This is a genomic window from Thauera sp. 2A1 (assembly GCF_009469595.2).
Taxonomy (GTDB): domain Bacteria; phylum Pseudomonadota; class Gammaproteobacteria; order Burkholderiales; family Rhodocyclaceae; genus Thauera.
Genome location: NZ_SSXV01000011.1, coordinates 83,192 through 107,757, shown reverse-complemented (window position 1 = coordinate 107,757; position 24,566 = coordinate 83,192). Strand labels below are relative to the sequence as shown.

The 24,566-nt window shown below is 68.6% G+C and carries 21 protein-coding genes; 7 read left to right on the top strand and 14 right to left on the bottom strand.

Annotated features, from left to right (window positions below; translation table 11 throughout):
- The first annotated feature begins 28 nt into the window (after positions 1-28).
- From GH664_RS12095 to GH664_RS12080, 4 genes are all read left to right on the top strand, one after another.
- Positions 29-1,612, top strand: a complete 1,584-nt coding sequence (locus tag GH664_RS12095) for a thymidine phosphorylase family protein (RefSeq protein ID WP_153168324.1) — start codon at positions 29-31, stop codon at positions 1,610-1,612.
- Positions 1,612-2,520, top strand: a complete 909-nt coding sequence (locus tag GH664_RS12090; RefSeq protein WP_153168323.1) for a ribose-phosphate diphosphokinase — start codon at positions 1,612-1,614, stop codon at positions 2,518-2,520. The genes GH664_RS12095 and GH664_RS12090 overlap by 1 nt, the downstream gene beginning before the upstream one ends.
- 188 nt (positions 2,521-2,708) lie before the next feature.
- On the top strand, positions 2,709-3,611 hold the full coding sequence (locus GH664_RS12085; RefSeq protein ID WP_228111486.1) for an adenylate/guanylate cyclase domain-containing protein: 903 nt from the start codon (positions 2,709-2,711) through the stop codon (positions 3,609-3,611).
- A 74-nt stretch (positions 3,612-3,685) separates the two neighbouring features.
- Positions 3,686-4,810: an NAD(P)/FAD-dependent oxidoreductase gene (locus GH664_RS12080; protein ID WP_153168322.1), complete on the top strand. Its 1,125-nt coding sequence runs from the start codon at positions 3,686-3,688 to the stop codon at positions 4,808-4,810.
- Between the two features lie 24 nt (positions 4,811-4,834).
- Here GH664_RS12080 and GH664_RS12075 read toward each other — a convergent pair whose 3' ends face one another.
- From GH664_RS12075 to GH664_RS12065, 3 genes are all read right to left on the bottom strand, one after another.
- Entirely contained in the window at positions 4,835-5,857 is a 1,023-nt protein-coding gene (locus tag GH664_RS12075) for a J domain-containing protein (RefSeq protein WP_153168321.1), read from the bottom strand.
- A 178-nt stretch (positions 5,858-6,035) separates the two neighbouring features.
- On the bottom strand, positions 6,036-6,887 hold the full coding sequence (locus GH664_RS12070) for a hypothetical protein (RefSeq protein WP_153168320.1): 852 nt from the start codon (positions 6,885-6,887) through the stop codon (positions 6,036-6,038).
- Between the two features lie 12 nt (positions 6,888-6,899).
- Complete coding sequence (locus GH664_RS12065; RefSeq protein WP_153168319.1) at positions 6,900-7,373, bottom strand: carboxymuconolactone decarboxylase family protein; 474 nt, start codon at positions 7,371-7,373, stop codon at positions 6,900-6,902.
- A 10-nt stretch (positions 7,374-7,383) separates the two neighbouring features.
- Between GH664_RS12065 and GH664_RS12060 the strand changes: the two genes are divergently transcribed.
- Entirely contained in the window at positions 7,384-7,518 is a 135-nt protein-coding gene (locus GH664_RS12060; protein WP_255424936.1) for a hypothetical protein, read from the top strand.
- A 31-nt stretch (positions 7,519-7,549) separates the two neighbouring features.
- On the opposite strand, the gene GH664_RS12055 is transcribed toward GH664_RS12060, so the two are convergent.
- Complete coding sequence (locus GH664_RS12055; protein ID WP_153168318.1) at positions 7,550-9,460, bottom strand: FAD-dependent monooxygenase; 1,911 nt, start codon at positions 9,458-9,460, stop codon at positions 7,550-7,552.
- Positions 9,461-9,590: 130 nt separating this feature from the next.
- On the opposite strand from GH664_RS12055, the gene GH664_RS12050 reads away from it, so the two are divergent.
- On the top strand, positions 9,591-10,508 hold the full coding sequence (locus tag GH664_RS12050) for a LysR family transcriptional regulator (RefSeq protein WP_153168317.1): 918 nt from the start codon (positions 9,591-9,593) through the stop codon (positions 10,506-10,508).
- Between the two features lie 38 nt (positions 10,509-10,546).
- On the opposite strand, the gene GH664_RS12045 is transcribed toward GH664_RS12050, so the two are convergent.
- The 6 genes from GH664_RS12045 to GH664_RS12020 form a co-directional block, all read right to left on the bottom strand.
- On the bottom strand, positions 10,547-11,737 hold the full coding sequence (locus GH664_RS12045) for a 4-hydroxybenzoate 3-monooxygenase (RefSeq protein WP_153168316.1): 1,191 nt from the start codon (positions 11,735-11,737) through the stop codon (positions 10,547-10,549).
- Between the two features lie 177 nt (positions 11,738-11,914).
- Positions 11,915-12,820 (bottom strand): helix-turn-helix domain-containing protein, encoded by a 906-nt coding sequence (locus GH664_RS12040; RefSeq protein ID WP_153168315.1) that lies wholly within the window; start codon positions 12,818-12,820, stop codon positions 11,915-11,917.
- A 73-nt stretch (positions 12,821-12,893) separates the two neighbouring features.
- Complete coding sequence (locus tag GH664_RS12035; protein ID WP_269468951.1) at positions 12,894-16,085, bottom strand: efflux RND transporter permease subunit; 3,192 nt, start codon at positions 16,083-16,085, stop codon at positions 12,894-12,896.
- 1 nt (position 16,086) lies between these two features.
- The gene (locus GH664_RS12030) at positions 16,087-17,673 is read right to left on the bottom strand and encodes an efflux RND transporter periplasmic adaptor subunit (RefSeq protein ID WP_153168314.1); all 1,587 of its coding nucleotides are present in this window, start codon (positions 17,671-17,673) and stop codon (positions 16,087-16,089) included.
- Positions 17,670-18,965, bottom strand: coding sequence for a TolC family protein (locus GH664_RS12025; protein WP_153168313.1), 1,296 nt, complete (start codon positions 18,963-18,965; stop codon positions 17,670-17,672). Before GH664_RS12025 ends, GH664_RS12030 begins: the two co-directional genes overlap by 4 nt.
- 210 nt (positions 18,966-19,175) lie before the next feature.
- A complete protein-coding gene (locus tag GH664_RS12020) occupies positions 19,176-19,520 on the bottom strand; it encodes a copper-binding protein (RefSeq protein WP_153168312.1) in 345 nt (114 codons plus the stop codon).
- A gap of 178 nt (positions 19,521-19,698) precedes the next feature.
- Here GH664_RS12020 and GH664_RS12015 point away from each other — a divergent pair, with 178 nt between their 5' ends.
- Positions 19,699-20,766: a DMT family transporter gene (locus GH664_RS12015; RefSeq protein ID WP_153168311.1), complete on the top strand. Its 1,068-nt coding sequence runs from the start codon at positions 19,699-19,701 to the stop codon at positions 20,764-20,766.
- Between the two features lie 26 nt (positions 20,767-20,792).
- Here the strand turns inward: GH664_RS12015 and GH664_RS12010 are convergent, their stop codons facing one another.
- The 4 genes from GH664_RS12010 to GH664_RS11995 all read right to left on the bottom strand — a co-directional run bounded on the left by GH664_RS12010 (position 20,793) and on the right by GH664_RS11995 (position 24,559).
- Positions 20,793-21,305 (bottom strand): plastocyanin/azurin family copper-binding protein, encoded by a 513-nt coding sequence (locus GH664_RS12010; RefSeq protein ID WP_153168310.1) that lies wholly within the window; start codon positions 21,303-21,305, stop codon positions 20,793-20,795.
- Between the two features lie 97 nt (positions 21,306-21,402).
- Positions 21,403-22,818, bottom strand: coding sequence for a multicopper oxidase family protein (locus tag GH664_RS12005; protein ID WP_153168309.1), 1,416 nt, complete (start codon positions 22,816-22,818; stop codon positions 21,403-21,405).
- A gap of 17 nt (positions 22,819-22,835) precedes the next feature.
- Entirely contained in the window at positions 22,836-24,248 is a 1,413-nt protein-coding gene (locus GH664_RS12000; protein WP_153168308.1) for a TolC family protein, read from the bottom strand.
- A complete protein-coding gene (locus tag GH664_RS11995; protein WP_153168307.1) occupies positions 24,245-24,559 on the bottom strand; it encodes a hydrolase in 315 nt (104 codons plus the stop codon). The genes GH664_RS12000 and GH664_RS11995 overlap by 4 nt, the downstream gene beginning before the upstream one ends.
- Positions 24,560-24,566 lie beyond the last annotated feature (7 nt).

Below are 24,566 nucleotides of genomic sequence, written 5' to 3'. Positions count from 1 at the left end.
CGGCCGCTTGCGGGTGTAGGCTGGAATCATGAATACGACCGCACCGACGCCGGCCACAGGCAATGGCAGCACGGCTTTCCCGCTCGCGCTGCGGCGGGTGGCGATCGACACGTATCGCGAGAACGTCGCCTACCTGCATCGTGACTGCGAGGTTTATCGCGCCGAAGGCTTCCAGGCCCTGGCCAAGGTCGAGGTGCGCGCCAATGGGCGGCGCATCCTCGCCACGCTCAACGTCACCACCGACCCGCGCATCGTGCGCTGCAACGAGCTCGGGTTGTCGGAGGACGCTTTCGCGCAGCTTGGCGCCAGTCCGGGCGCGTCGGTGGTGGTGTCGCAGGCCGAGCCACCGACCTCGATCCCGGCCCTGCACCGCAAGATCGCCGGCGAGCGCCTGACACGCGACGATTTCCAAGCCATCGTGCGCGACATCGCCGAGCACCGCTATTCCAAGATCGAGCTCACCGCCTTCGTGGTCGCGTCCAACCAGGGCGAGCTCGACCGCGAGGAGGTCTACTTCCTCACCGAGGCGATGTCCGCGGTCGGCAGCCGGCTCGACTGGCGCGAGCGGCCGGTGGTGGACAAGCACTGCATCGGCGGCATCCCCGGCAACCGCACATCCATGCTGGTGGTGCCCATCGTCGCGGCGCACGGCATGCTGTGCCCCAAGACCTCGTCGCGCGCGATCACCTCGCCGGCCGGCACCGCCGACACCATGGAAGTGCTGGCCAACGTCGAGCTGCCGATGGAGCGCCTGTCCGAGATCGTGCGCGAGCACCGCGGCTGCCTCGCCTGGGGCGGCACCGCGCAACTGTCGCCGGCGGATGACGTGCTGATCTCGGTGGAGCGGCCGCTGTCGGTCGATTCGCCGGGCCAGATGGTGGCGTCCATCCTGTCGAAGAAGATCGCCGCCGGCTCCACCCACCTCGTGCTCGACATCCCCGTGGGGCCGAGCGCCAAGGTGCGTTCGATGCCCGAGGCGCAGCGCCTGCGCAAGCTGTTCGAGTTCGTCGCCGCACGCCTGAACCTGGCGCTGGATGTGGTGATCACCGACGGTCGCCAGCCCATCGGCGGCGGCATCGGCCCGGTGCTGGAGGCTCGCGACGTGATGCGGGTGCTGGAGAACGACCCGCGCGCGCCCAACGACCTGCGGCAGAAGGCGCTGCGCCTGGCCGGACGCATGCTGGAGTTCGACCCCGACGTGCGCGGCGGCGACGGTTTCGCCATTGCGCGCGACATTCTCGATTCCGGCCGTGCGCTGGCGAAGATGAACGCGATCATCCAGGCCCAGGGAGGCAAACCCTTCGACCACAACGCGCCGGCCCTCGCGCGCCTGGACTTCGTCGTCGCGGCGCCGGCCGATGGCGTGGTGACGGCGATCGACAATCACCAGCTTGCCCGCATCGCGCGCCTGGCCGGCGCGCCCAAGGTGCCCGGCGCAGGCGTCGACCTGCAGCGCAAGCTGGGTGATCCGGTGGTGGCGGGCGAGGCGCTGTACCGGGTGCACGCCGATTTCCCGGCAGATCTCGAGTTCGCCCGCCAGGCTGCCGCGCGCGCGAGTGCCTACACCATCGGCCGGGTGGTCGAGGTGCCGCACATGTACGTGGAGCTGTGATGGACCTGCTGCTGCATTTCGACGACGAGCGCGAGGCGGCGGAGCGCCTGGCGCGCGAAGCCGGGCTGGCCTCGGCGTGCATCGAGCGCCATCGTTTCCCCGACGACGAGTTGCGCCTGCGCCTGCCGGTCGATGGCGGTGGCGGTCTGCCGTTGGGGGTGGTGCTGTTCCGCAGCCTGGTCCGCCCCAACGAGAAGCTGGTGGAATTGCTCTTCGCTGCGCGTACTGCGCGCGCGCTCGGCGTCCGCCACCTGACCCTGGTCGCACCTTACCTCGCCTACATGCGGCAGGACATCGCCTTTCACCCAGGCGAGGTGATCAGCCAGCGCGTGCTGGGCGAGTTCCTTGCCGGCCTGTTCGATGCCGTCATCACGGTCGATCCGCACCTGCACCGCGTGGCGAGCCTGGCCGAAACGGTGCCGACGGGCCACGCGGTGGCGTTGTCTGCCGCACCGTTGCTGGCCGACCTGATCGCGGCCCGATGTGGCGGTGCTGCCCCGGTGCTGATCGGTCCCGACGCCGAGTCGGCGCAATGGGTCGGCGCCGCCGCGGCGCGGCACGGCTTCGAGCACGCGGTGTGCAGCAAGCGCCGTCATGGCGACCACGAGGTCGATGTCGAGCTGCCGCCGCTGGAGCTGCGGGGCCGCGCCGTGGTGCTGATCGACGACGTCGCCAGTTCCGGTCGCACCCTGGCGCAGGCTGCGCGCCTGCTGCTGCAGGCCGGGGCCGCCCGGGTGGACGTCGCGGTCACCCACGCCCTGTTTGCCGACGATGCGCTGCAGACCATCCGGGACGCGGGGGTCGGGCAGGTGTGGAGCACCGACTGCATCGCCCATCCGACCAATTCCGTCGCCATCGCGCCGCTGCTGGCCGCGGCCTTGCAGGTCCTGGCGGCGGATCGGGCCTGAGCCCACCCAGGCGTGCTGGCGTCGCCGGTCCCATGCCCGGGCGATGACGCTGGACGGGCCGCAGTGTTACGATTCAGGCCTGTATCAATGTGGTCAGATCGGATTTGGCCAGATTTGCCGTGTGGTGCCGTAGCCTGCGGCCTTGCAGCAGGCGCCCGTTTTTCATGAGGAATGATGTGGAACAGTCGGTGAGGACCGTCGTATTTGTCGACCTGACGGGCAGTACCGGTCTGTTCGAATCGATCGGCAATGTCCTGGCGACACAGGTCGTCACGCGCTGCACGCAGGCCATCGGCCAGCACTTCGCGCGCGCCGGCGGGCATATCGTCAAGTACCTGGGCGACGGCGTGCTGGTGCTGTTCGACGACACCGTGGCCGCGGTCGAGGCCTGTGCGCGGGTCAAGGAGCTGCTCGCCGAGCTCGACATCGCCGAACTGCGCAGGGTGCGGCTGGAGGCCAAGACGGGCGTCGAGCGCGGGCTGATCGTCGAGCACGACGGCGACTGCTATGGCGACGCGGTCAACGTCGCCGCACGCCTGAGCGACCTGGCCCAGTCGGGCGAGATCCTCGTCGGCGAATCGGTTTACGCCTGCCTGCCGGATTTTCACCGTGTCGCCTGCCACAACCTCGACCGCATCATCATCCGCGGCAAGGCCGAGCCGATGCGCGTGTGGCGCATCGACTGGGCGCGAACCGCCGAAACGACGCTCACGGCGCCGATGGAGTTCTTCGAGATGCAGGGCGAAAGGCCGGCCCAGCACCGCATCGATCTCAACTGCATGGACCAGCACCTTCGGCTCGAGCCGCACGACGGCCCGCTCATCATCGGCCGCGGCCAGGATGCGGGCTTCCAGGTGAACGACCAGCGCGTGTCGCGGCGCCATGCCCGCATCGAGTGGAATGGTGGCCAGTGCGTGCTTACCGACTCGAGCAGCAACGGCACCTGGGTGCGCTTCGCCGGTTCGCCGGTGGCGGTGACGCTGAGGCGCGACAGTTGCACGCTCAATGGCGAAGGCGAGATCGGCCTCGGCGCCACGGCCGACGATTTCACCGCGCCGACGGTGGGCTTCCGCGTGCTCAACGACGCCTGAAGGCCGTCAGCCTGGCCTTGCCGAGACCGGCCGGCGCAGGACGGCACGGGCCGCAACGGCGTGGGGAAGAGCCGATGCCGCACGATGACCCTGAAGTTGAGCAAACATCCGCGAATCACCCCGTCGCCATCGCGGGCGCGGGGCCCGCGGGCTTGGCTGCCGCGATCACGCTGGCACATGCGGGGCGTCGGGTGGTGGTGCACGAGGCGCGCCGCGAGGTGGGATGCCGCTTCGGTGCCGACCTGCAGGGGCTCGAGAACTGGTCGGGCGGCGAAGACGTGCTTGACGAACTGCGCGCACAGGGCCTGACTGACGGATTCATGCGTCATGGCTGCAGCGAGGGCGTCGCCTTCGATGCCTGGGACCGCGCCTACGCCTTGCGCAGCCCGTCGCCGTTGGTGTACGTGGTCGAGCGCGGTCCGCGACCGGGCAGCCTTGATCATGCGCTGTTGCAGCAGGCGCTCGACCTGGGTGTGGAGCTGCGCTTCGGCAGTCGTGTGCGCGAGGCCGGCGCCGTCCACATCCTCGCCACCGGTCCCACGCATGCCGACGCGGTCGCCGCCGGCTACCAGTTCGAGACCGGCATGGCGAATGGCTTCTGGCTGGTGCTGGACGACGCGCTGGCGCCGGGCGGCTATGCCTATCTGCGGGTCATGAACGGCCATGGCACGGTGAAGAGCTGCATGTTCGCGGACTTCGGCCGCCAGCAGTCGTACGTCGCGCGCACGGTGGAGCGCTTCCGGCGCCTGGTCGGCCTCGACATGCAGGCGCCGCGCTTCCATGCCGGGGCAGGGAACATCCTGATGCCGCAGACGGCGATGCACGGCGGGTGTGCGGTCGTCGGCGAGCGCGCCGGCTTCCAGGACGCCCTGGCCGGCTTCGGCATGCGCTACGCCATGCGATCCGGCGTGCTCGCCGCCCGTGCGCTGCTCGAAGGACGCGACTACGACAGCCTGTGGCGCCAGCACATGGCACAGCCGCTGCGCGCGTCGCTGGTCAACCGGGCGCTGTACGCCCGCTTCGGCAATCGAGGCTACCGCTGGCTGTTGCAGGCCCAGGCGGCCAGCGGCAACACCCGCGCCTTCCTGCGCTGGCTTTACGGCCACGGCGCGTTCAGCCGCAGCCTGATGCCGTGGGCCCGGCGGCGCGTCGGCGGCCGGCGCGCGGCGAGCCCGGACGATGCCCTGCTGTCGCGCTGACCCGAGCCCGGTCGGGCCACCGGCTCAGGCCAGCTTCCAGTCGAAGCTGCGGATGTGGCGGCGCAGCGTCGCGCACTCCTGCTCGAACGCGCGTCGCGCACCCGCGAAGTGCGCGTCCCAGTCGTCGCTTGCCCGTGCTTCGCGGTAGGTGGGATCGAGCTGCAAGGTCTGCACCGCGAGGATCAGGTCCGCGACCTCGTTCTGCAGTTCTCCGACAAGGTGGCGCAGACCGTCGCCGACGGCCGGCGCGGACGATGCGCCATGTGCGCCCGCCGTGCCGGCAGGCTCCTGCAGTTCGTCGATGATGCGCCGCAGCGCTTCCGCGTCGTTGTTGCGATAGGCCTCCTGCACGCGCAGGAAGCGTGCATGGGCCTCTTCCTTGTCCGCTTCGCCGGCACGGTCGGGATGGCAGCGGCTCGCTGCCGTCCGGTACAGCCGGCGCAGTTCGTCGCGTTCGCTTTCATCGAGTTCGGGCAATGCCGGTGGCTGCGCCTGCGCGCTGCGCTGGTAGGACTCGAAGTCATCCGCGGCCGCACGCGCGGCGTCGATGTCGGCGTCCGCACCCGAGCGTTCCGCCTGCAGCCGGGCGTGCTCATGACGCAGCCGCAGGCATTCGGACAGAACCTCGTGCAGCGCCTCATACTGGCGCCGTTCGAACTCGCGCACCAGTCTCTCCATGTCCGCCAGTTTCGCGCCGAATTCCAGTTTCTGCTCCTGCAGCCGCGCCGAGCGGGCGAGCAGGCGGTCGTGGTCGGGGTCCGGCAGCGGCGCGGGTGCCATCGGCGGCGTTTCAGGAAGGGGCGCAACGGTCGGCAATGGCTCGACTGCCACCGCCTGCTGCGGCGCAGGGCCGGACATGACCGCTGCGGGGGCTCCGGCGTCCGGCTTTGCTGCCTCAGGGGTCACGGCTGCCCTGTCTGCGGCCGCAGGCCCGATGCCCGCACTGGCATGAGCCGAAGCGCTGGACTTGTCCGCGTGGGGTCTTACGCCGCGCAGCAGCGTCAGGGCTGCCTCGCGGAGACGGGCGAAGGCGAGGCTCAGATTCACGGTCGATCTCCATTGCAGGTGCCGCGGGAATTTGCGGCAGTGCAGCAATGTTAATCGAGTCGTGGGTCGGGAATGTTGTACTGCAGCAAATGACTTCCCCGAGCCGACGGCGAGATACGCGCGGTCAACGAGCGCGGGCCCGACGGCGCTCGCTGCGCCGCCGGGCCCGCGACACCGATCAGCCCAGGCGGGCGAGGGTGCCGGCGTCTGCCAGTGCCATCACCACGTTGCCGCTACCCGAGGACTGCGCGTACTCGCCGTACTGGCGACCGGCGAGCGGGCCGGCGTCGGCCGCCATCGCGCGTGCCACGCCCAGCATCGTCGCCAGCGGGCGGCCGCCCATCTCGGCACCGACGAACTTGCTGTACTCGGTGATGCCCTCCACGGCCTCGTCGATCTTCCCCGCCTTCAACTGCGCGATGAAGCGCTGGTCGGCTTCGATGCGCTCGGGCAGCGGCCAGTTCTCGCGACCGCGCACCAGCACGTGGGAGAGCGCCGAGCTGGTCACGAACACCACCCGCCGGCCGAGCTTCTTCGCCGTCGCATGCACCAGCTCACCCGCGCGCACGCATTCCTCGTGCGTCGACATCAGCACCGAGGGCAGCGCCACCACCGGCACGTCGCCCGTCGGGTCGAGATACTGCATCGGTACGAAGGTGCCGTAGTCCCACTCGAAGTATTCCGAGTCGTTGCGGTTCGACGGTACGCCACCGGCCTTGAAGGCCTCGACCAGCGCGCCGGCGAATTCGGGGTCGCCCAGGTAGTCGTAGGGGCGGCCCGGGATCAGTTGCGGCGCCTCGTCGGCCACGCAGTGCCCCTTGTGCCGGGGCTGGCAGGTCACCGGCCAGTCGAAGGTGGCCACCCAGTGGCTGGAGACGATCACCCACAGGTCGGGCTTCAACTGGCGGCGAATCGCTTCGCCCAACTCGCGCTCGGCCGCCACCAGCGTCTGCTGGTAGTCGGGCGTGTTCTTCGCCAGGCCCAGCGTGGGCACATGCGCCGCGATCGTCGCGGCAATCACTCCACTCATCGTCGTCTCCTCTCAGTTGACAGCATTCGCGCCCGCTTGCGCGGTCGCTTCTTCATCGGCCTCGCGCTTGGCGATGTTGGCCAGGATCTCGGCGCCGCGGTTGGCCGCCGACAGGCCGCGGAACAGGAAGGCCAGGCCGATGGTGGCCTGCAGCTCTTCCCAGGTGGCGCCGGCGCGGCGCGCGGCGATCGCGTGCAGCGGGGCGGCGTCGTTCAGATCCATCATCAGCATGCCGAACAGCATCAGTTGCGAAGTCTTCACGTCGAAGCACTTCGGGTACATGGCGTGCGCGCGCATCTGCTCCTGCAGCTCGAGCAGCTTCGGGTCGAGCGCGCCGGTGACGTTGATGCGCGCCTCGATGCGCGGCGGCACGAAGCCGATCAGCTCCTTGTAGATCGCAAAACGCTCTTCCTGCGTGTAGTCCTGCTCGGCGTAGGCGCCGATGCGTTCGCGGACGAGGTCGATATTGACGCGGGGGGGAATCATTGGAGTCTCCTTGGAAATCAGACCGATCGTCGAAGCACCTCTGGACGATACGGTCATTGTCGAGCTTGCGATCGCCGCCGAGGTCCGGCCACATGCCGGCCCCGGCGCGATGTTCGGTTGCAGCGCTTCCCGATCGAACGCATGAAGCGTTTCAGTCATTCTGCGCCGACATCGAATTACCGGAGAATTCCAGCAAAGAACGAGGACAATTCGGCGAAGCCATCCAGCGGCAGGACGTGCGCAACGTACTGGTCGGGGCGGACCACCACCATGCAGCCCCTGTCACGATCGATGCCACGCATGTCGTAAATGTCGCCAAGCCCCTTGTGATCGACGCAGAAGGTTTTTTCATGGTCCTGCAGGCCGAGCTTTCCGGTCTTCGGCTTCAGCAAGGACGGCAGGTTCTCGTAGGCGAGCTGATCGAAGGTCTGCTGGAACACCGCGCGGAAGTCGATCACTGCGTCGATGTCTTCGCCCTTGCGGGTGTGCTTGACGACGGGCGAGCTGGGGTTGGTTTCCAGCCAGTCCGCGAGCTTGTGGATCGCCGAGCCCGCATCGGAACCGTCAGCTTTCCCTGCGAACGCATAGATGCGCCAGCGTGCGTCTGCCTCGGCGACATGGCCCAGTTGCATCTGCTTGGCGTCCGCCACACGCACCACCGGGGCCGAGTGGAAGCGACGGCCAATCTCCAGCTTGCTCGCAAGCGCCTCGTGAGTCCCGGCACCCGTAATTTGGGACTGGTCGTACTTCACCGCATTGCCGCCGGTGAATTCCAGGTTCTCCTTGAACTGGCGGATGATGCGCGGCTCCTCGGTGCCATTGCGTTCAGCCTCGGTGGTCGGTGCCGACATGACGCGAGCCCACTTGTGGTCCGTCTCGACCAGACGCTTGGCCTCGGTCAGACGCTCCCTGGAGTAGGTGCGCAGCAGGCTGGCATCTGCCCGGCCCTGCAGCACGTGCACCAGTTTCCAGCCCAGGTTGAAGGTGTCCTGCATCGACACGTTCATCCCCTGACCGGCCTTGGGCGAGTGCGTGTGGCATGCGTCGCCGGCGGTGAAGACGCGGGGATTGCGGTCTTCGCCTTCGGGAACGTCATCGAAGCGGTCGGTGATGCTGTGACCGATCTCATAGATCGACCACCAGACCACTTCCTTCACATCGATCGAGTACGGCTTGATGATGCGGTTCGCCGCGGCAATGATGTCATCCTGGTTCAGCTTGCGCTGCGCGATCTTCTCGTCCGGCGCGAGCTTGTCGAGCTCGACGTACATACGGAAGATGTAGCCGCCTTCGCGCGGCAGGATCAGCACATTGCCCTCCTTGGCGGAGGAGATCAGGCACTTCTGGCGGATATCCGGGAAATCCGTGTTGGCGAGGATGTCCATGACGCCCCAGCCCTGATGCGCGGCATCGCCATGCAGTTGCCCGCCGATCGACTTGCGCACCGCGGAATGCGCGCCATCGCAACCGACCACGTAGTTGGCGCGCACGGTGCGGGTTGCCCACCAGTTGATGCCGGTGGCGTCCTTCAGGGTCACGGTGACCGGATAGTCTTCGGTGGTGGGGTCGACCGTCACATTGACCACTTCCCAACCGTAGTCCGGCTCCAGCCGAGACGGCGAGTTCTTCATGACGTCCAGGAACAGTTGATGCATGCGCGCCTGGTTGATCAGGATGTGCGGCATTTCCGAGCTGTCGTCGGCCACGTCCTGCACGCGACCGACACGCTTGATGCGCTCGGGATTCGCGGGATCGGGCATCCAGAAGGCGGTTTGGTTGACCCAGTAGGTTTCGCGCTTGACCTGATCGGCAAAGCCGAAGGCCTGGAACATCTCCATGGTGCGCGTGTTGATGCCGTCGGCCTTGCCCTTGATGATGTTGCTGGGCATGCGCTCGATGATCATCGTCTCGATCTCGGGGAACTGCGACAACTGGGCGGCCAGACACAAGCCAGCGGGGCCGGTGCCGGCAATCAGCACATCGACCTTCTCGGGCAAGGGTTCGTTGATCCCGCGGTTGCGACGGTTCGGTGCCGCCGGCTTGATGTCGGGGTTGCCACCTCTGAATCCATTCTTGTAGAACTGCATGTTGTTTCCTCCTCTGGCGGCGCCCCGGCCGCGCGGTTTCGTGTGGCGCGTACTGTATGCAGTCGGCTCACATGTCTCAATGTGATGAGTAGAATAGATCCAATTCGAAATTCGAATTTCCATCCCGTACATGCATAGCCTCGACACCCGACTGCTGCAGATCTTTGACGAGATCTACAAGACACGCAGCGTGAGCCGCGCCGCGGAACAGCTCGGGCTGGGGCAGCCGGTGGTCAGCATTGCCCTGGGCAAGCTGCGCCAGCATTTCGGCGATCCGTTGTTCGTTCGCACCTCGTCCGGGATGGATCCGACGCCGCTGGGCGAGGAGCTTGTGCGACCGATTCGCAACGCGATCGACGCGCTGCAGGCGGCGCTCGGTTACCGCACCGCCTTCGATCCCCGCACCGTGCAGCGCATGTTCCGCATCGCGATGACGGATATCTCCCAGATCGTGCTGCTGCCCGGGCTGTGGACCCGCCTGCACCAGCTCGCTCCCGGCGTGACGGTGGATGTGACCAGCCTGTCGCTCGAGACGGCGCACATGCTGGAGTCCGGAGAGGTCGATCTGGCGCTCGGCTTCATGCCGCAACTGGACGCGGGCTTCTACCAGCAGACGCTCTTCGCGCAGCGCTACGTCTGTCTCGCCAGCGTGGATCACCCTCGCATACAAGGCGAATTGACTCTGGAGCGCTTCCAGGCTGAAGAGCATGCCATGGTGATCAGCTCGGGTACGGGCCATGGCTACCTGGAGCGCGAGCTCGCGCGCCAGGGCGTCACGCGCAAGGTGGTGTTGCGCGTACCGAACTTCCTCGGCGTGGCCTTCGTGGTCGAGCACACCGATCTGGTGGTCACGATTCCCGCCCGGCTGGGGGAGATGCTGAGCCAGCACGGCCGTTTCCGCATCTACCCGACGCCGTTCGCGCTGCCTGGCTACACGGTGAAGCAGTTCTGGCATGAGCGCTTTCATCACGACCCGGGCAACCGCTGGTTGCGCGGCCTGATCCGCGAACTGCTCGGCGAGGCGGCCGCGAATGCTCGCCGGCCCTGACGCCAGTCCTTGATGACCGGGCGAGGCCGGCTTCCTCGTCAGTCGAGGCATTCGAACGGCAGGCCGACGTAGTTTTCCGCCAGCGAAGTCGCGGCGGCGCGGGAACTGACCACGTAGTCGAGCTGCGCACGGCGGAAGCGGCGGGTGATGGTGTCCTCGCCCTCGAAGTCGTGCAGCATCGTGGTCATGAACCACGAGAAATGCTCGCCGCGCCAGATGCGCTTGAGCGCGGTGGCGCTGTAGCCGTCGAGGCCCGCCTGGCTGCCGTTGCGGTAGAAGTCGCGGATCGCCCTGGTGAGCACCACCACGTCGCCCGCGGCGAGGTTGAGCCCCTTGGCGCCGGTGGGCGGCACGATGTGCGCCGAGTCGCCGGCGAGAAACAGCCGGCCGTGCTGCATCGTCTCGCAGATGAAGCTGCGCATGGCGATGATGCCTTTCTGGAAGATGCGGCCTTCCTTCAGCGCCCAGCCTTCGTCGTTGGCCATGCGGGCGCGGAATTCGGCCCAGATGCGATCTTCGGACCAGTTGTTGACGTTGTCGGTGGGGTCGCACTGGAAGTACATGCGCTGGATCTTTGGCGTGCGCGTGCTCACCAGCACGAAGCCGCGGTCGCTCTGCGCGTAGATCAGTTCGTCGCTCGACGGCGGGGCCTCGCACAGGATGCCGAACCAGCCGCAGGGATAGACTTTCAGGTGTTCCTGACGGATGGCGGCGGGGATGGCCTGGCGCGAGGGGCCATGGAAACCGTCGCAGCCGGCAATGAAGTCGCACTGGATCTCGTGCGGTTCGCCGCCCTTCGCGTAGCGGATCGACGGCCGGGTGGTGTCGATGTCGTGCAGGCTGACGTCAGAGACGCCGAACTCGATGGTCGTACCATTGGCGAGCACCGCGGCGACCAGGTCCTTGATGACCTCGTGTTGCGGATAGACCATGATGGACTTGCCGCCGGTCAGCTCGTGCAGGTCGATGCGGTGGCGCTTGCCGCCGAAGGCGAGCTCGATGCCGTGATGCTCGAAGCCTTCACGCGTCATGCGCTCGCCCACGCCGACCTGCTTGAGCAGCTCGACGGTCGGGTGCTCGAGCACGCCCGCCTTGATCGTGCCCTCGATCGCTTCGCGCGTCTGGGCTTCGACGATGATCGATGCAATGCCCTGGCGATGCAGCAGATGCGAGAGCAGCAGGCCGGCGGGCCCTGCGCCGACGATGCAGACTTGCGTTCTTTCCATCATTTTCGTTCTCCTCGGGTGTGGATATGTTGGCTCGTACGTCGCTGGCCGATGCCCGAAGCGAAGTACGGCTGCCATGGTAGAAGCCGGCGAAAATATCGAGAATGGAGGAAACGTCGATATCGAATGTACTTTTCGAATGTTCGGCGAATGCCCGCCGCGGCATCGGTGTGCCTGGGTTCAGTCGGATGCGGAGGGTGTTTCAGCGGCCGCCTGGCCGTGAAATGCGCGGAAGGCCGACGGCGTCATGCCCTGGGTGCGGGTGAAGAAGCGTGAGAAGTAGGCCTGGTCCTTGAAGCCCAGCTCGTAGCCGATGCGCGTGATGTCGAGGTCAGAGTAGGCGATTAGGCGGCGCGCTTCCAGCAGCAGGCGATCGTGGATCAGCGCCTGCGCGCTGCGGCTGGTCTTGCGTCGGCAGGTCGCGTTGAGCTGGGCCGAGGAAACGCCCAGTTGGCTGGCATAGAAGCTGACCGGCCGCCATTCGCGGAAGTGCTTTTCGATCATTTCCTGGAAGCGGTCGATGCGCTGGCGGAAGCGATCGCGGCCGACTTCCCGCGCCTGCGGCTCGCCCGCGCGTGCCAGCCATACCAATATTTCCATCAGCAGCGCCATCAGGATGCAGGCCCGGCCCGGCTTCGCCTCTGCGTATTCGGCGCTGAAGCGCGCAAAGAGGCTCTTGATCAGCGCCAGGCCGGCTGCGTCGCCGGCGAGTGCGTGGCGCCGGGTCAGCTTCAGCGATTCGCGCAGCTCGGGGGCGAGGTGCAGCAGCTCGGCGATCAGGAACTGTGGCAGCGTGACGATGTGGCCCACCAGGTTGGGCGAGAACGAGAAGCCGTGGATCGCCCGCGGCGGGATCAGCGCGATGCAGGGCGAGGCCAGCGGCTCGGTCACCGTTTCGAGGGTGATCCACGCATCGCCCGCCTCGAGCATCAGGATCTGCAGCAGATTGTCGTGGCGGTGGGGGGCGATCTTCCATTCATAGATGGAACTGCGTGCCGCGATGGTCTCGTAATGGACCAGATCCGACGACGGCCAGATTTCCTCCTCGCCGAACAGCTTGTAGGTGGGAACGCGGGCATCGTCCATCGCTGCTCATCCAGTCCGGGCCATGGCCGGATTCTGCACGAGCGGCGATGTGGTGTGCAGCGTCTGCCGGTTGTCAGGGGCGCTCCGAGCGGGCATCTGCCGGTACCCGTCCTTGCTTGACCCACGCATAGATCGCCGGAATCACCGCCAGCGTCAGCACGGTCGACGAGATCATGCCGCCGACCATCGGCGCGGCGATGCGGCTCATCACCTCGCTGCCGGTGCCGCTGCCCCACATGATGGGCAGCAGGCCCGCCATGATGGCGACCACCGTCATCATCTTCGGCCGCACGCGCTCGACCGCGCCTTCCATGATCGCCTCGTACAGGTCGGTGACGGTCGGTGCCCTGCCTTCGGCGCGGCGGCGGGCCTGGATCGCCTCCCAGGCGTGATCAAGGTAGATCAGCATGATCACGCCGGTCTCCGCCGCGACGCCGGCGAGCGCGATGAAGCCCACCGCCACCGCCACGCTCATCTGGTAGTCGAGCCACCACATCAGCCACACGCCGCCGACCAGCGCGAAGGGCACCGACAGCATCACGATCAGCGTCTCGGTGAGGCGGCGGAAGTTCAGGTACAGCAGCACGAAGATCAGCGCCAGCGTCAGCGGCAGCACGATCTTCATCTTCTCCTTGGCGCGCTCCATGTTCTCGAACTGGCCGCTCCAGGTGGCGTAGTAGCCGGGCGGGAAGCTCACCTGTTCGGCCACCGCCTGCTGCGCCTTCTTCACGAAGGCGCCGAGGTCGGCGTCGCGGGTGTCGACATACACGTAGGCGGCGAGCAGCGCGTTCTCGGTGCGGATGCCGGCCGGGCCGAGCTTCAGGCGCACGTCGGCGAGCTGGCCGAGCGGGATCGGGCCGTTCATCGTCGGTACGTAGACGTCGGTGGCGATGCGCTGCGCGTCGTCGCGCAGGCCACGCGGGTAGCGCACCGACACGCCGTAGCGCTCCAGGCCTTCGACGGTGGTGGTGAGCATCTCGCCGCCGAGCGCGGTGGCGACCACGTCCTGCACCATGTCGATGGTGAGGCCGTAGCGCGCGAGCTGCTCGCGGCGCGGCTCGATGTCGAGGTAGTAGCCGCCGGCGACGCGTTCGGCATAGGCGCTGGAGGTGCCCGGCACGCTCCGTACCGCGGCCTCCACCTGCTTCGCCACCTGCTCGATCGTCGCCAGGTCCTTGCCGAACACCTTCACGCCGATCGGCGTGCGGATGCCGGTGCTGAGCATGTCGATGCGCGCCTTGATCGGCATCGTCCACGAGTTGGCCAGGCCGGGGAACTTCAGCGCGGCGTCCATCTCGGCGATGAGCGTGTCGGTGGTCATGCCCGGCCGCCATTGGTCCTGCGGCTTGAGGTTGATGACCGTTTCGAACATCTCCAGCGGCGCCGGGTCGGTGGCGGTGCTGGCGCGGCCGGCCTTGCCATATACCGACTCGACTTCGGGGAAGGTCTTGATGATGCGGTCGGTGGTGGCCAGCAGCCGTCCGGCCTCGGTCACCGACATGCCCGGCAGCGCCGCCGGCATGTAGAACAGCGTGCCTTCATTCAGCGTGGGCATGAACTCGGAGCCGAGCTGGCGCGCCGGCACGATGGTCGCGGCGGTCGCCAGCAGCGCCAGCAGCAGGGTGACGCCCTTGAAGCGCAGCACCGCGCGGATGATCGGACGGTACAGCCAGATCAGCAGGCGGTTCACCGGGTTGCGCGCCTCGGGCAGGATGCGCCCGCGCACGAAGAACAGCATCAGCACCGGCACCAGGGTCACCGACAGCAGCGCGGCGCCCGCCATGGCGAAGGTCTTGGTGAAGGCGAGCGGCGAGAACAGCCGGCCTTCCTGGCCTTCCAGCGTGAACACCGGCAGGAAGGACACGGTGATGATCAGCAGCGAGAAGAACAGCGCCGGGCCGACTTCCTTGCAGGCGGCGAGGATGGCGGCGGCGCGAAGCGCGCTGGTGTCGGCCCCGTCCGGGGACGCATCCAGCCGCTCCAGATGCTTGTGCGCGTTCTCGATCATCACGATGGCCGCATCCACCATCGCGCCGATCGCGATCGCGATGCCGCCCAGGCTCATGATGTTGGAGCCCAGCCCGAGTGCGCGCATGGCGATGAAGGCGATCAGGATGCCCAGCGGCAGCGTGATGATCGCCACCAGCGCGCTGCGCACGTGCAGCAGGAACACGACGCACACCGCGGCGACGATCAGGCTTTCCTCGAGCAGCGTCCATTTCAGGTTGGCGATCGCGCGTTCGATCAGCGTCGAGCGGTCATACACCGGCACGATCTCGGCGCCGGCCGGTAGCCCGGGGGCGATCTCGGCGATCTTTGCCTTCACGCCGGCGATCACGTCGAGCGCGTTCTGGCCGAAGCGCGCCATGACGATGCCGGAGGCGACTTCACCTTCGCCGTTCAGCTCGGCGATGCCGCGGCGCTCGGCGGGCACCAGCTCGACGCGGCCGATGTCGGCCACTCGCACCGGGGTGCCGCCCTCGCTCTTGAGCACGATGGCGGCGATGTCGTCGATGCTGCGCAGGTAGCCACGGCCGCGCACCATGTATTCGCGCTCCGCGAGCTCGACGAGGCGGCCGCCGACGTCGCGGTTGGACGCGCGGATCGCCTTCGTCACCTCGTCGAGCGCGATGCCGTAGCTCGCCAGCCGCTGCGGATCGACGGTGACCTGGTATTCGCGCACGTAGCCACCGAGACTGGCCACCTCCGCCACGCCGGGCGCCTTGGTGAGCTGGTAGCGCAGGTACCAGTCCTGCAGGCTGCGGGTGTCGGCGAGGCTCATGTCGCGGCCGGTGAGCGCGTACTGGTACACCCAGCCCACGCCGGTCGCGTCCGGCCCGAGCTGCGGCGCAACGCCCTGCGGCAGGCGGCCGGCGGCCGTGCTGAGGTATTCGAGCACGCGCGAGCGCGCCCAGTAGATGTCGGTGCCGTCCTCGAAGATCACATACACCCAGGACGCGCCGAACATCGAGAAGCCGCGCACCACCTTCGCGCGCGGTACCGCCAGCATCGAGGTGGTGAGCGGGTAGGTCACCTGGTCCTCGACCACCTGTGGCGCCTGGCCGGGGAAATCGGTGAAGACGATGACCTGCACGTCGGAGAGGTCGGGCAGGGCGTCGAGCGGCGTGTGCTTGACGGCGTACAGCCCGCCGCCGATCAGGAACAGCGTGGCCAGCAGCACCAGGAAGACATTGCGAGCGGACCAGTCGATGACGCGGTCGAGCAGGCCGGTGGCGGCTGGCGCCTGATCATGGGGCGTGTGCATGTCAGTGGCCCTGGTGTGCGCCGGCGGCCGGTGCCTGGGCCGCCGAGCTGCGCTCGAGGCGGACGATCACGTATTCGCCCGGGGCGCGCTCGGCAAAGTCGAAGCGGACCGGCAGGCCCGGCACGATGCCCTTGAGCAGGCCGGGGTCGGCCAGCGTGAAGTCCATGGTCATCGCCGGCCAGTTGAGCGACGCGACCTCGCCGTGGGTGATGGTCACGCTGTTGGCGGCGGCATCGATCGCATCGACGGTGCCGTCGGCGCGGTGGGTTTGCGCGCCGGTGGCGGCAGGGCCGGACGGCTGGGGATCGGCGTCGGTGAGATTGGACAGCGCCGCCTTCAACTGGCTCTCCGAGTCGATCAGGAAATTCGCCGACACGACCACCCGGTCGCCGGCGCGGAGGCCTTCGCGCACTTCGACGAGGTCACGGCCGCGGGCGCCGAGCTTCACCGGCTGCGGCTTGAAGCGGCCCTCGTCCAGCGCCAGCAGCACGACCTGGCGCACGCCGTCGTCGATGACCGCCGAGGCCGGCACGGTCACGCGCGGCACGCTGTTGCCCGCCGCGAGCTCCACCTGGGCGAACATGCCCGGGCGCAGTTGCCCGTCGCGATTGGCCAGTTCCAGGCGCACCCGCGTGCTGCGCGTCGCGGTGTCGAGCGTGGGGTAAAGGTAGCCGACCTTCGCCGCGAAGGTCTGGCCGGGGAAGGCAGGGATCGTCACCGTGGCGGTCTGCCCTACGCGCACGCGCGCCAGGTCCTGCTCGAAGATGTCGGCGATCACCCACACCGTCGACAGGTCGGCGATGCGGTAGATCGCCTCGCCGGGCATGAAGCGTGCGCCTTGCACCGCGTTCTTTTCCAGCACCACGCCGTTGGCCGGTGAGGCGAAGGTCTGGCGCTGTCCCGCCTGGCCGGCGACCTCCATGTTGCGCAGTCGGGCGCGCGTCGCTTCGGCGAGCCGGCGCGCGGATTCCGCCGCCGCCGGATCGCTCGCCGCGGCGTCGCGCTGCAGGCGCTCGGCGATGCGCAGCTCCTCGCCGGCCGACTGCAGCTCCGGGCTGTACACGGTGAACAGCGGCTGGCCGCGGCGCACCGGGTCGCCCACGGCATTCACGTGCAGGCGCTCGATCCAGCCTTCGAAGCGCGGCGCCACCTGCACCACCGCACGCTCGTCGATCTCCACCCGGCCCACCGCGCGCACCGCCGCGTCCACCACCCCTTCCGCGGCGAGCGCGGTCTTCACGCCCAGCGTCTGCACGCGCGCCGGGCTCACCACCACCACGCCGGCATCGTCGGGCTTGTCATCCGCATAGACGGGGATGTAGTCCATGCCCATCGAATCCTTCTTCGGCACCGGCGAGGTGTCGGGCAGGCCCATCGGGTTGCGGTAGAAGAGGATCTTGCGTGCGCCGGCGGTGCTCGCGGGGGCTGAGGATGCGGAGGACGAGCCGGCAGCCTGGCTGGCGGCGGGCGTGGTTGCCGGCGCGGCGGGATGGGCGTCGCCCGCGTTGCGGCTACCCGCCCAGTAGCCGGCGCCCAGCGCCAGCGCGACCGCCGTGGCGGCCAGTGTGAGTTGCAGGGCGGGCTTCACTTGATCTCTCCGGTCAGTTTTTCCATGTCGGCGAGCGCCATGCGCGCATCGACCTCGGCCTGCAGCAGCGCCATGCGGGTGTCGATCAACTGGCGCTCGGCGTCGAGCACCGAGTCGAAATCCACGCGCGCGTTGGCGAACGCCGCCCGCGTCGCGTCGCGCGTCGCCTCGGCCTGCGGCAGCAAGGTGCCGCGCAGCAGGCGCGCCGTGTCGCGTCCGCCGGTGAGCGTGGAATGCGCACGGCCAAGCTCGCCCAGCAGCGTCGCCTCGGCCGCCGCGCGCCGCGCTCCGGCCGCCTCTTCCATGTGCAGGGCCTCGCGCTCGCGCGCCCGGCGCGCCGACTGCTGCAGCGGGATCATCACCTCGAACATCAGGTCCCACGACTGCTCGCCGCCGCGTGGCCGGTTGTTCGTCAGCCCGACGGCGAAGTCGGGGTAGCGCTCGCGCCAGGTGCGCTCGCGCTGCAGCCGCGCCGCTTCCATGCCGCGATCTTCGGCCGCCAGTGTCGGGCTGAAGCCGCGGGCGCGCTCGATCAGCTCGGCGAACGGCGGCACCGCTGGCAGCGGCGGCAACTCGCCCGGCGCTGCCAGCGGCGCATTCGCTGCACGCGCGAGCAAGGCATTCAGCGCTGCCGCCGCGCCTTGCCGGCGCTGTTCCACCGCCACCAGCGCCACCCGCTGCGCCGTGAGTTCGCGCTGCGCCCGCAGCACCGCCGCCTGCGGCAGCAGGCCGGTGCGGTAGCGCGCCAGCGTCGTCTCCTCCAAGCCCTGCAGCAGCGCCAGCGCATTGCGTCCCAGCACCGCCTCCCGGTCGGCCATGTAGTAGCGCAGCCACGCCGACCTGATCTCCGCCACCAGGGCCAGCCACGCCGCCTCTCGCGTCGCCTCCGCCTTGCCGGCCAGCGCCCCCGCCGCCTGCGCCTCCAGCTCGCGCTTGCCCCAGCCCGGCAGCGGCTGCGTGATGCGATAGCGCGTCTCGCCCACCTGGCCTGGTACCAGCGAGGTCGAGCCGCCGCGCATCTCGTTGGTGAAGTCCATCAGCTCGACCTGGAAGGTCGGATCCGGCAGCGCGCCCGCTGCGCCGACGCGCTCGCGCGCCGCCGCCGCCTCGGCCCGCTCGACGGCGAACATCGGATTGCTGGTGCGTGCGTGCTCGATCAGGCTGCCCACGTCCGCACCGAGAAGAGTCGCGTCCGCGTCCGCGAGCGCCGGCGCTGCGGCGAACGAGGCGCCGCAGGCAAGTGCGCCGAGAAGGGAGCGTGCCCTGTGCCGCCGTGCAGGTTGCAATTTCATGAGGAGGAAGTTCGCCGACGAATCGTTAGCCGCGTTCGACCGGCCTGGAGGGAGCCTTAAGGGAACCGCAGGTCAGGAGAGCGGGCGGGGTGTCCATGGAGCGGGCGAGGACTGTCCGAGCACCGAGCGAAGCGAGGGCGAGTTCCGCAGCCCGCGGAATGGACACCCCGCCCGCTCTCCAGGCCGCGCACCCAGCTCAACGACAAGACATCACTGTGCAACTTCCAGCACCGTCACCGTGTAGGCCCCGCCCACGCGGGTCGCATCGAAGCGGATGCGGTCGCCCGCCTTCACCTTGTCCAGCATCGCCGCATCGGCTGCGCGGAACACCATCGTCATCGCCGGCATATCCAGGCTCTTCAGCGGGCCATGGGAGATCGTCAGCTTGCCCGCCGCCTTGTCCACCTTCTTCACCGTGCCCTCGGACAACTCGGCCACCGCGCCGGCGGTGGCCGGTGCGGGCGTGTGGTGCGCGTCGTGCTCGTTCGCGGCGTGGGCAGGAACGGAAACCAGCAGCGCAAGGCTCAGCGCCGAAACGGAAAAGGCGATCTTCATGTCGAACTCCACAGAAAATGGAAACTGACGCCAGTGTGCCGCTTGCTTGGGGACGCACGGCTGACACGAGCATTACATTTTTGTCAGATTGGCTATCCACCCCGCAGCGTCAAGAATAACGTCCAGCACGCGTCCACGCGCCAACACAACGCCGCCCACCCTCACGCCACCCTCACGCATGCCCTTTCTGCCCCATCTCGCCTCGCGCGGCGTACGCGCCGCACTCGCTGCCGCGCTGCTGTTCGGCGCGGGCACGCCGCTCGCCAAGCTGCTGCTGCGCGACATCGACCCCTGGATGCTGGCCAGCCTGCTCTATCTCGGCTCAGGGCTCGGCCTCGCCCTCTACCGAGCGATCGTGCGCGTGCCCAAGGTGCGCCTCGCGCCGGCCGAGGCCGGCTGGTTTGCCGCTGCGGTGTTCGCCGGCGGCGTCGTCGCCCCGGTGCTGCTGATGTCCGGGCTCGCCGCCATGCCCGCCGCCGGCGCCTCGCTGCTGCTCAACGCCGAAGCCGTGTTCACCGCGCTGATCGCCTGGGCCGTGTTCCGCGAGGGCGTGGATCGGCGCATCGCCCTCGGCCTGCTCGCCATCGTCGCCGGCGCGCTGGTGCTGAGCTGGCCGGCGAGGAGCAGCGGCGGGGTGGCCGGCTTCGGCGGCATCGTGCCGACGCTGCTCGTTCTCGGCGCCTGCCTGGGCTGGGCCATCGACAACAACCTCACGCGCCGCGTATCGCTCGCCGACCCCACCTGGATCGCCTCGGTCAAGGGCCTCGTGGCCGGCACGGTCAATCTCGGCATCGCGCTGGCTGCGGGTGCCGCGCTGCCGGCACCGGTCGCGGCCCTGGCGGCGATGGGTGTCGGCCTGTTCGCCTATGGCGCCAGCCTCGCGCTCTTCGTCGTCGGCCTGCGCGAACTCGGCACCGCGCGCACCGGCGCCTATTTCGGCATCGCCCCGTTCTTCGGCGCGGCGCTCGCCGTGCTGCTCGGCGAGCCGCTGACCGGGGCGCTCGTCGCGGCCGGCGGGCTGATGGCGGTGGGCGTGTGGCTGCACCTCACCGAACGTCACGCGCACGAGCACACTCACGCGGCGATCACGCACGACCACCTGCATGTGCATGACGCGCACCATCGCCACACCCACGACTTCGACTGGGACGGCAGCGAGCCCCATCGGCATGTGCATACCCACGAACCGCTGCGGCACGTACATCCGCATTTCCCCGACGCGCACCATCGTCATCGGCACTCCTGACGGCAGGGGAGGAGCGCGGCGCGTGTTCAGGGCCTGACGACGATCGTTCCCCTCATCCCCGCCTGATAGTGCCCGGGAATCAGGCAGGCGAACTCGAACGCCCCGGCGCGGTTGAACTGCCACACGATCTCGCCCTTTCCGCCGGGTGCCACATGGGCCATCCACGGCTCCTCGTGCTCCATTTCCGGAAACTTCTCCATCAGCGCCGCATGTTCCGCGAGTGCGGCCGGCGTGCCGATCACCATCTCATGCATGACCTTGCCGACATTGCGATGGGTGAAACGCACTGTTTCACCGCGCTTCGCCTCGATGTGGTCCGGGGTGAAGCGCATGTCGTCGCTCATCGTGATCGGGATGGTGCGGCGCACCGCCTTCGCCTCGCCGGCGATGCCCCAGTCCTGCTGCTCGCGCACGACCGGGCCCGTCCTTTGCGCGGGGTGGGCAGCATCGCCGTGGGCCAGGGCACGGCGGCCCGGGGCGAACAGCGTGGCAACGCCCGCGGCGAGGCCGAGGGCGAGAAAGGTGCGACGGGTCTTCATTCGGGTCTCCGCATGTTCGGGTTCGATTCCTCGTCGTTCTCGTCGCTCTCGTCGTTCTCGTCGTTCTCGTCGTGCTCGTCGTGGCATGCGGGGCCAGTCAATGCCCTTCATGCCCGGCCGGCTTGCGCACCTGCATCTCGACCGTCGGCGCGTCCTGCACGCGCCGCATCGCCCGGCCGCCGGCCGAGCGGCTGCGCGGCGCTTCGGCCAGCGGTGCGCCGGTCCACTCGTGGGCGACGGTGCCGGGCGGATGGCGGAACCAGCCCGGGTCGGAATAGTCGCCCGGCTTCTGTTCGCGGCGTACCTTCAGCACGGTGAACATGCCGCCCATCTCCACCGCGCCGAACGGCCCCTGGCCGGTCATCATCGGCAGCGTGTTGTCGGGCAGCGGCATCTCCATCTCGCCCATGTCGGCCATGCCGCGCTCGCCCATCAGCATGTAGTCGGGCACCAGCTTCTGGATGCCCTCGACCAGGCCGCGGTGGTCGACGCCGATCATGGTCGGCACGCCGTGGCCCATCGCGTTCATGGTGTGGTGCGACTTGTGGCAGTGCATCGCCCAGTCGCCTTCCTCGTCGGCGATGAACTCGATCTGCCGCATCTGGCCCACCGCGATATCGGTGGTGACCTCGGACCAGCGTGATTCGGGGCGAGTCGGCCCGCCGTCGGTGCCGGTGACCTCGAACTCGTGACCATGGATGTGGATAGGGTGATTGGTCATCGTCAGGTTGCCGATGCGCACGCGCACGCGGTCGCCCTTGCGCACATTGAGCGAGTCGATGCCGGGAAAGGCGCGGCTGTTCCAGGTCCACAGATTGAACTCGAGCATGGTGTTCACCTTCGGCACGTAGCTGCCTGGCTCGATGTCGTAGGCGTTGAGCAGGAAGCAGAAGTCGCGGTCGACGCGCGCGATGTGCGGATGCGGTGCGCGCGGATGGGTGACCCAGAAGCCCATCATGCCCATCGCCATCTGCACCATCTCGTCGGCGTGCGGGTGGTACATGAAGGTGCCGGGGCGGCGGGCGACGAACTCGTAGACGAAGGTCTTGCCCGGCGGGATCTGCGGCTGGTTGAGGCCGCCCACCCCGTCCATGCCATTGGGCAGGCGCTGGCCGTGCCAGTGGATGGTGGTGTGCTCGGGCAGGCGGTTGGTGACGAAGATGCGCACGCGGTCGCCTTCCACCACCTCGATCGTCGGCCCCGGCGACTGGCCGTTGTAGCCCCACAGCCGCGCCACCATGCCGGGCGCGATCTCGCGCTCGACCGGCTCTGCGACGAGGTGGAACTCCTTCACGCCGGCGTTCATGCGCCACGGCGCGGTCCAGCCGTTGAGCGTGACCACCGGGTCGTAGGGGCGGCCCGCGCCGGTCACGCCTCGCGGGAGCAGCGGCGCGGCAGTGGCGGCACTCGACTGGATCACCGGTTCGGGCAGGGCGGCCATCGCCACCCGGCTGACGGCGCCGGCGGCGGCCAGCAGGCCGGCACCGGCGAGGAACTGACGTCGGTTCGACATGAGGGTCTCCGGGTTTCTCAATGGCCGCCGCTGGCTGCCGCCGGGGCTTCGCTGGCTTGAAGGACGAGCGGGGTGATCGGCTGCCCCAGCAGGCTGGCCCGCAGGGCGGCGTCGGCGCGCCAGAAGTCGCGCTCGGCTTCGATCGCCTGCACCACGCTCGCGATCTGGGCACGGCTTTCGGCGAGCAGGTCGAATACGCCGATCAGCATGCCGTTGTATTGCAGCACCGACTCGTCGACGATGCTCTGCCGCAGCGGGACGATCTCGTCGCGGTAATGACGCGCCAGATCATGGGCGCTGCGATAGCCGTCGTAGGTCGTGCGCACCTGCGAAGCGGCATCGCGGGCAACCCGGACGGTGCGATTGAAGGCCGCGAGGTAACGCGCCTGACCGCCCGAGCGCGCCGCATCGCCGAAGTCGAACAGCGGCAGCGGCAGTTCGACCTCGAAGCCCTTCTGGGTCGGCTGTCCGGTTTCGCTGTTGCTGACGCCCGACAGATGCAGGCCGTTCACGACACTGGTCACGCGCGTCAGTCCCAGTTCCTTCGCCGTGCGGTCGAGCTCGGTACGTGCGATGCGCAGGTCGAGCCGTTCGTCGAGCAGCACCTTGCCGGCGGTCGCTTCGTCCATCGGCGCCTTGGGCAGTTCGGGCAGGCGATCGGGCAGTTTCAGCGCGAGGGCCTGGGTCGGGGTGAGCCCCAGGCGCCGCACCAGGGCTTCACGCGCGGCAGCCGCGTTCTGGCGCGCACGCACGACGGCCGCCACCGATTCGGCCGACAGCGCCTGTTCGCGGGCGCGTTGCAGGCGGCTGAAGTTGCCGGCGGCCTGCATCCGGCGTGCGAGTTCGGCCGTCGTCCCGGCCGCCGCGGCCACATCTTCCCGGTAGCGCGCGATCTGGCGCGCGGCGACCGCATCGATCCAGGTCTGGCGCACCTCGGTGACGGTGCTCAGCAGCGCGCTCGAGGCCTGCAGCCGGCTCTGCTGCTGGCGGAACTCGGCGCGCTCGAGGCGTGCGGGCAGGAGCAGGAGATCGAGCAGCGAGACGCTCAGCGAGCGGCCAATGTCGAGTTCGCGCTCGCCGCCACCCGAACGCAGCAAGCGCTCGAAGCTGAACACCGGGTTGGGCATGCGGGCCGACTGGGTGGCCTCGGCCGAGGCGGAGGCCGCCTCCGCCAGCAGCACCTGGAACGCGGGGCTGTAGCCCAGCGCGATGCGGACCGCGTCATCCATCGCCAACGGTCTTTCCAGCAGGCGATCGACCTCGGCGCTCATCGAGGCCCGTTCCTCGTCGGAGCGCAGCCATCGCACCTCGCTCCCCGCCTGCGTCTGTGCGAAGCGCTGGACTTCCCGGTAGTTCTCGTCGATGGTCACGCCTGCACAGCCGGTCAGGACGATCGCGGCCATCGCGGACAACGGCAAGGCCCGCCTCATGGCTGCGCTCCCGGGCGGGCCCTGCGGTCAAGCTGCCCCGCGTGCCCGCCCAGGCTGCCCGCTTCGTCGTTCACCTCACGCCATGGGCGCATCGGCTCGTCCGGCCGGTAAGGCCGGTAGGTTTCGAGCGGCGACTGGTAGGGAGGCAAGATCACCGTCTCGGCCCGCGTCCCGCCTTCAGCCCGTGGCGGCGCAGCCGTGACCGGGCGTTCGGGGATAGCGGATGCGGTATCGGCGGCCTGGGCGCCCAACACGATGCCGAGCCCAAGACCGATGCCTCCGGCGACGCGGAGGATGCGTTCTCTGTGCATTGGGATG

Coding starts and splice junctions, on each gene's coding strand:
- GH664_RS12000 (WP_153168308.1), bottom strand. CDS start 24,248: ATGAGGCGGGCCTTGCCGTTGTCCGCGATGGCCGCGATCGTCCTGACC.
- GH664_RS12080 (WP_153168322.1), top strand. CDS start 3,686: ATGCCGCACGATGACCCTGAAGTTGAGCAAACATCCGCGAATCACCCC.
- GH664_RS12035 (WP_269468951.1), bottom strand. CDS start 16,085: ATGCACACGCCCCATGATCAGGCGCCAGCCGCCACCGGCCTGCTCGAC.
- GH664_RS12090 (WP_153168323.1), top strand. CDS start 1,612: ATGGACCTGCTGCTGCATTTCGACGACGAGCGCGAGGCGGCGGAGCGC.
- GH664_RS11995 (WP_153168307.1), bottom strand. CDS start 24,559: ATGCACAGAGAACGCATCCTCCGCGTCGCCGGAGGCATCGGTCTTGGG.
- GH664_RS12055 (WP_153168318.1), bottom strand. CDS start 9,460: ATGCAGTTCTACAAGAATGGATTCAGAGGTGGCAACCCCGACATCAAG.
- GH664_RS12005 (WP_153168309.1), bottom strand. CDS start 22,818: ATGTCGAACCGACGTCAGTTCCTCGCCGGTGCCGGCCTGCTGGCCGCC.
- GH664_RS12045 (WP_153168316.1), bottom strand. CDS start 11,737: ATGATGGAAAGAACGCAAGTCTGCATCGTCGGCGCAGGGCCCGCCGGC.
- GH664_RS12010 (WP_153168310.1), bottom strand. CDS start 21,305: ATGAAGACCCGTCGCACCTTTCTCGCCCTCGGCCTCGCCGCGGGCGTT.
- GH664_RS12015 (WP_153168311.1), top strand. CDS start 19,699: ATGCCCTTTCTGCCCCATCTCGCCTCGCGCGGCGTACGCGCCGCACTC.
- GH664_RS12070 (WP_153168320.1), bottom strand. CDS start 6,887: ATGAGTGGAGTGATTGCCGCGACGATCGCGGCGCATGTGCCCACGCTG.
- GH664_RS12095 (WP_153168324.1), top strand. CDS start 29: ATGAATACGACCGCACCGACGCCGGCCACAGGCAATGGCAGCACGGCT.
- GH664_RS12065 (WP_153168319.1), bottom strand. CDS start 7,373: ATGATTCCCCCCCGCGTCAATATCGACCTCGTCCGCGAACGCATCGGC.
- GH664_RS12050 (WP_153168317.1), top strand. CDS start 9,591: ATGCATAGCCTCGACACCCGACTGCTGCAGATCTTTGACGAGATCTAC.
- GH664_RS12025 (WP_153168313.1), bottom strand. CDS start 18,965: ATGAAATTGCAACCTGCACGGCGGCACAGGGCACGCTCCCTTCTCGGC.
- GH664_RS12040 (WP_153168315.1), bottom strand. CDS start 12,820: ATGGACGATGCCCGCGTTCCCACCTACAAGCTGTTCGGCGAGGAGGAA.
- GH664_RS12020 (WP_153168312.1), bottom strand. CDS start 19,520: ATGAAGATCGCCTTTTCCGTTTCGGCGCTGAGCCTTGCGCTGCTGGTT.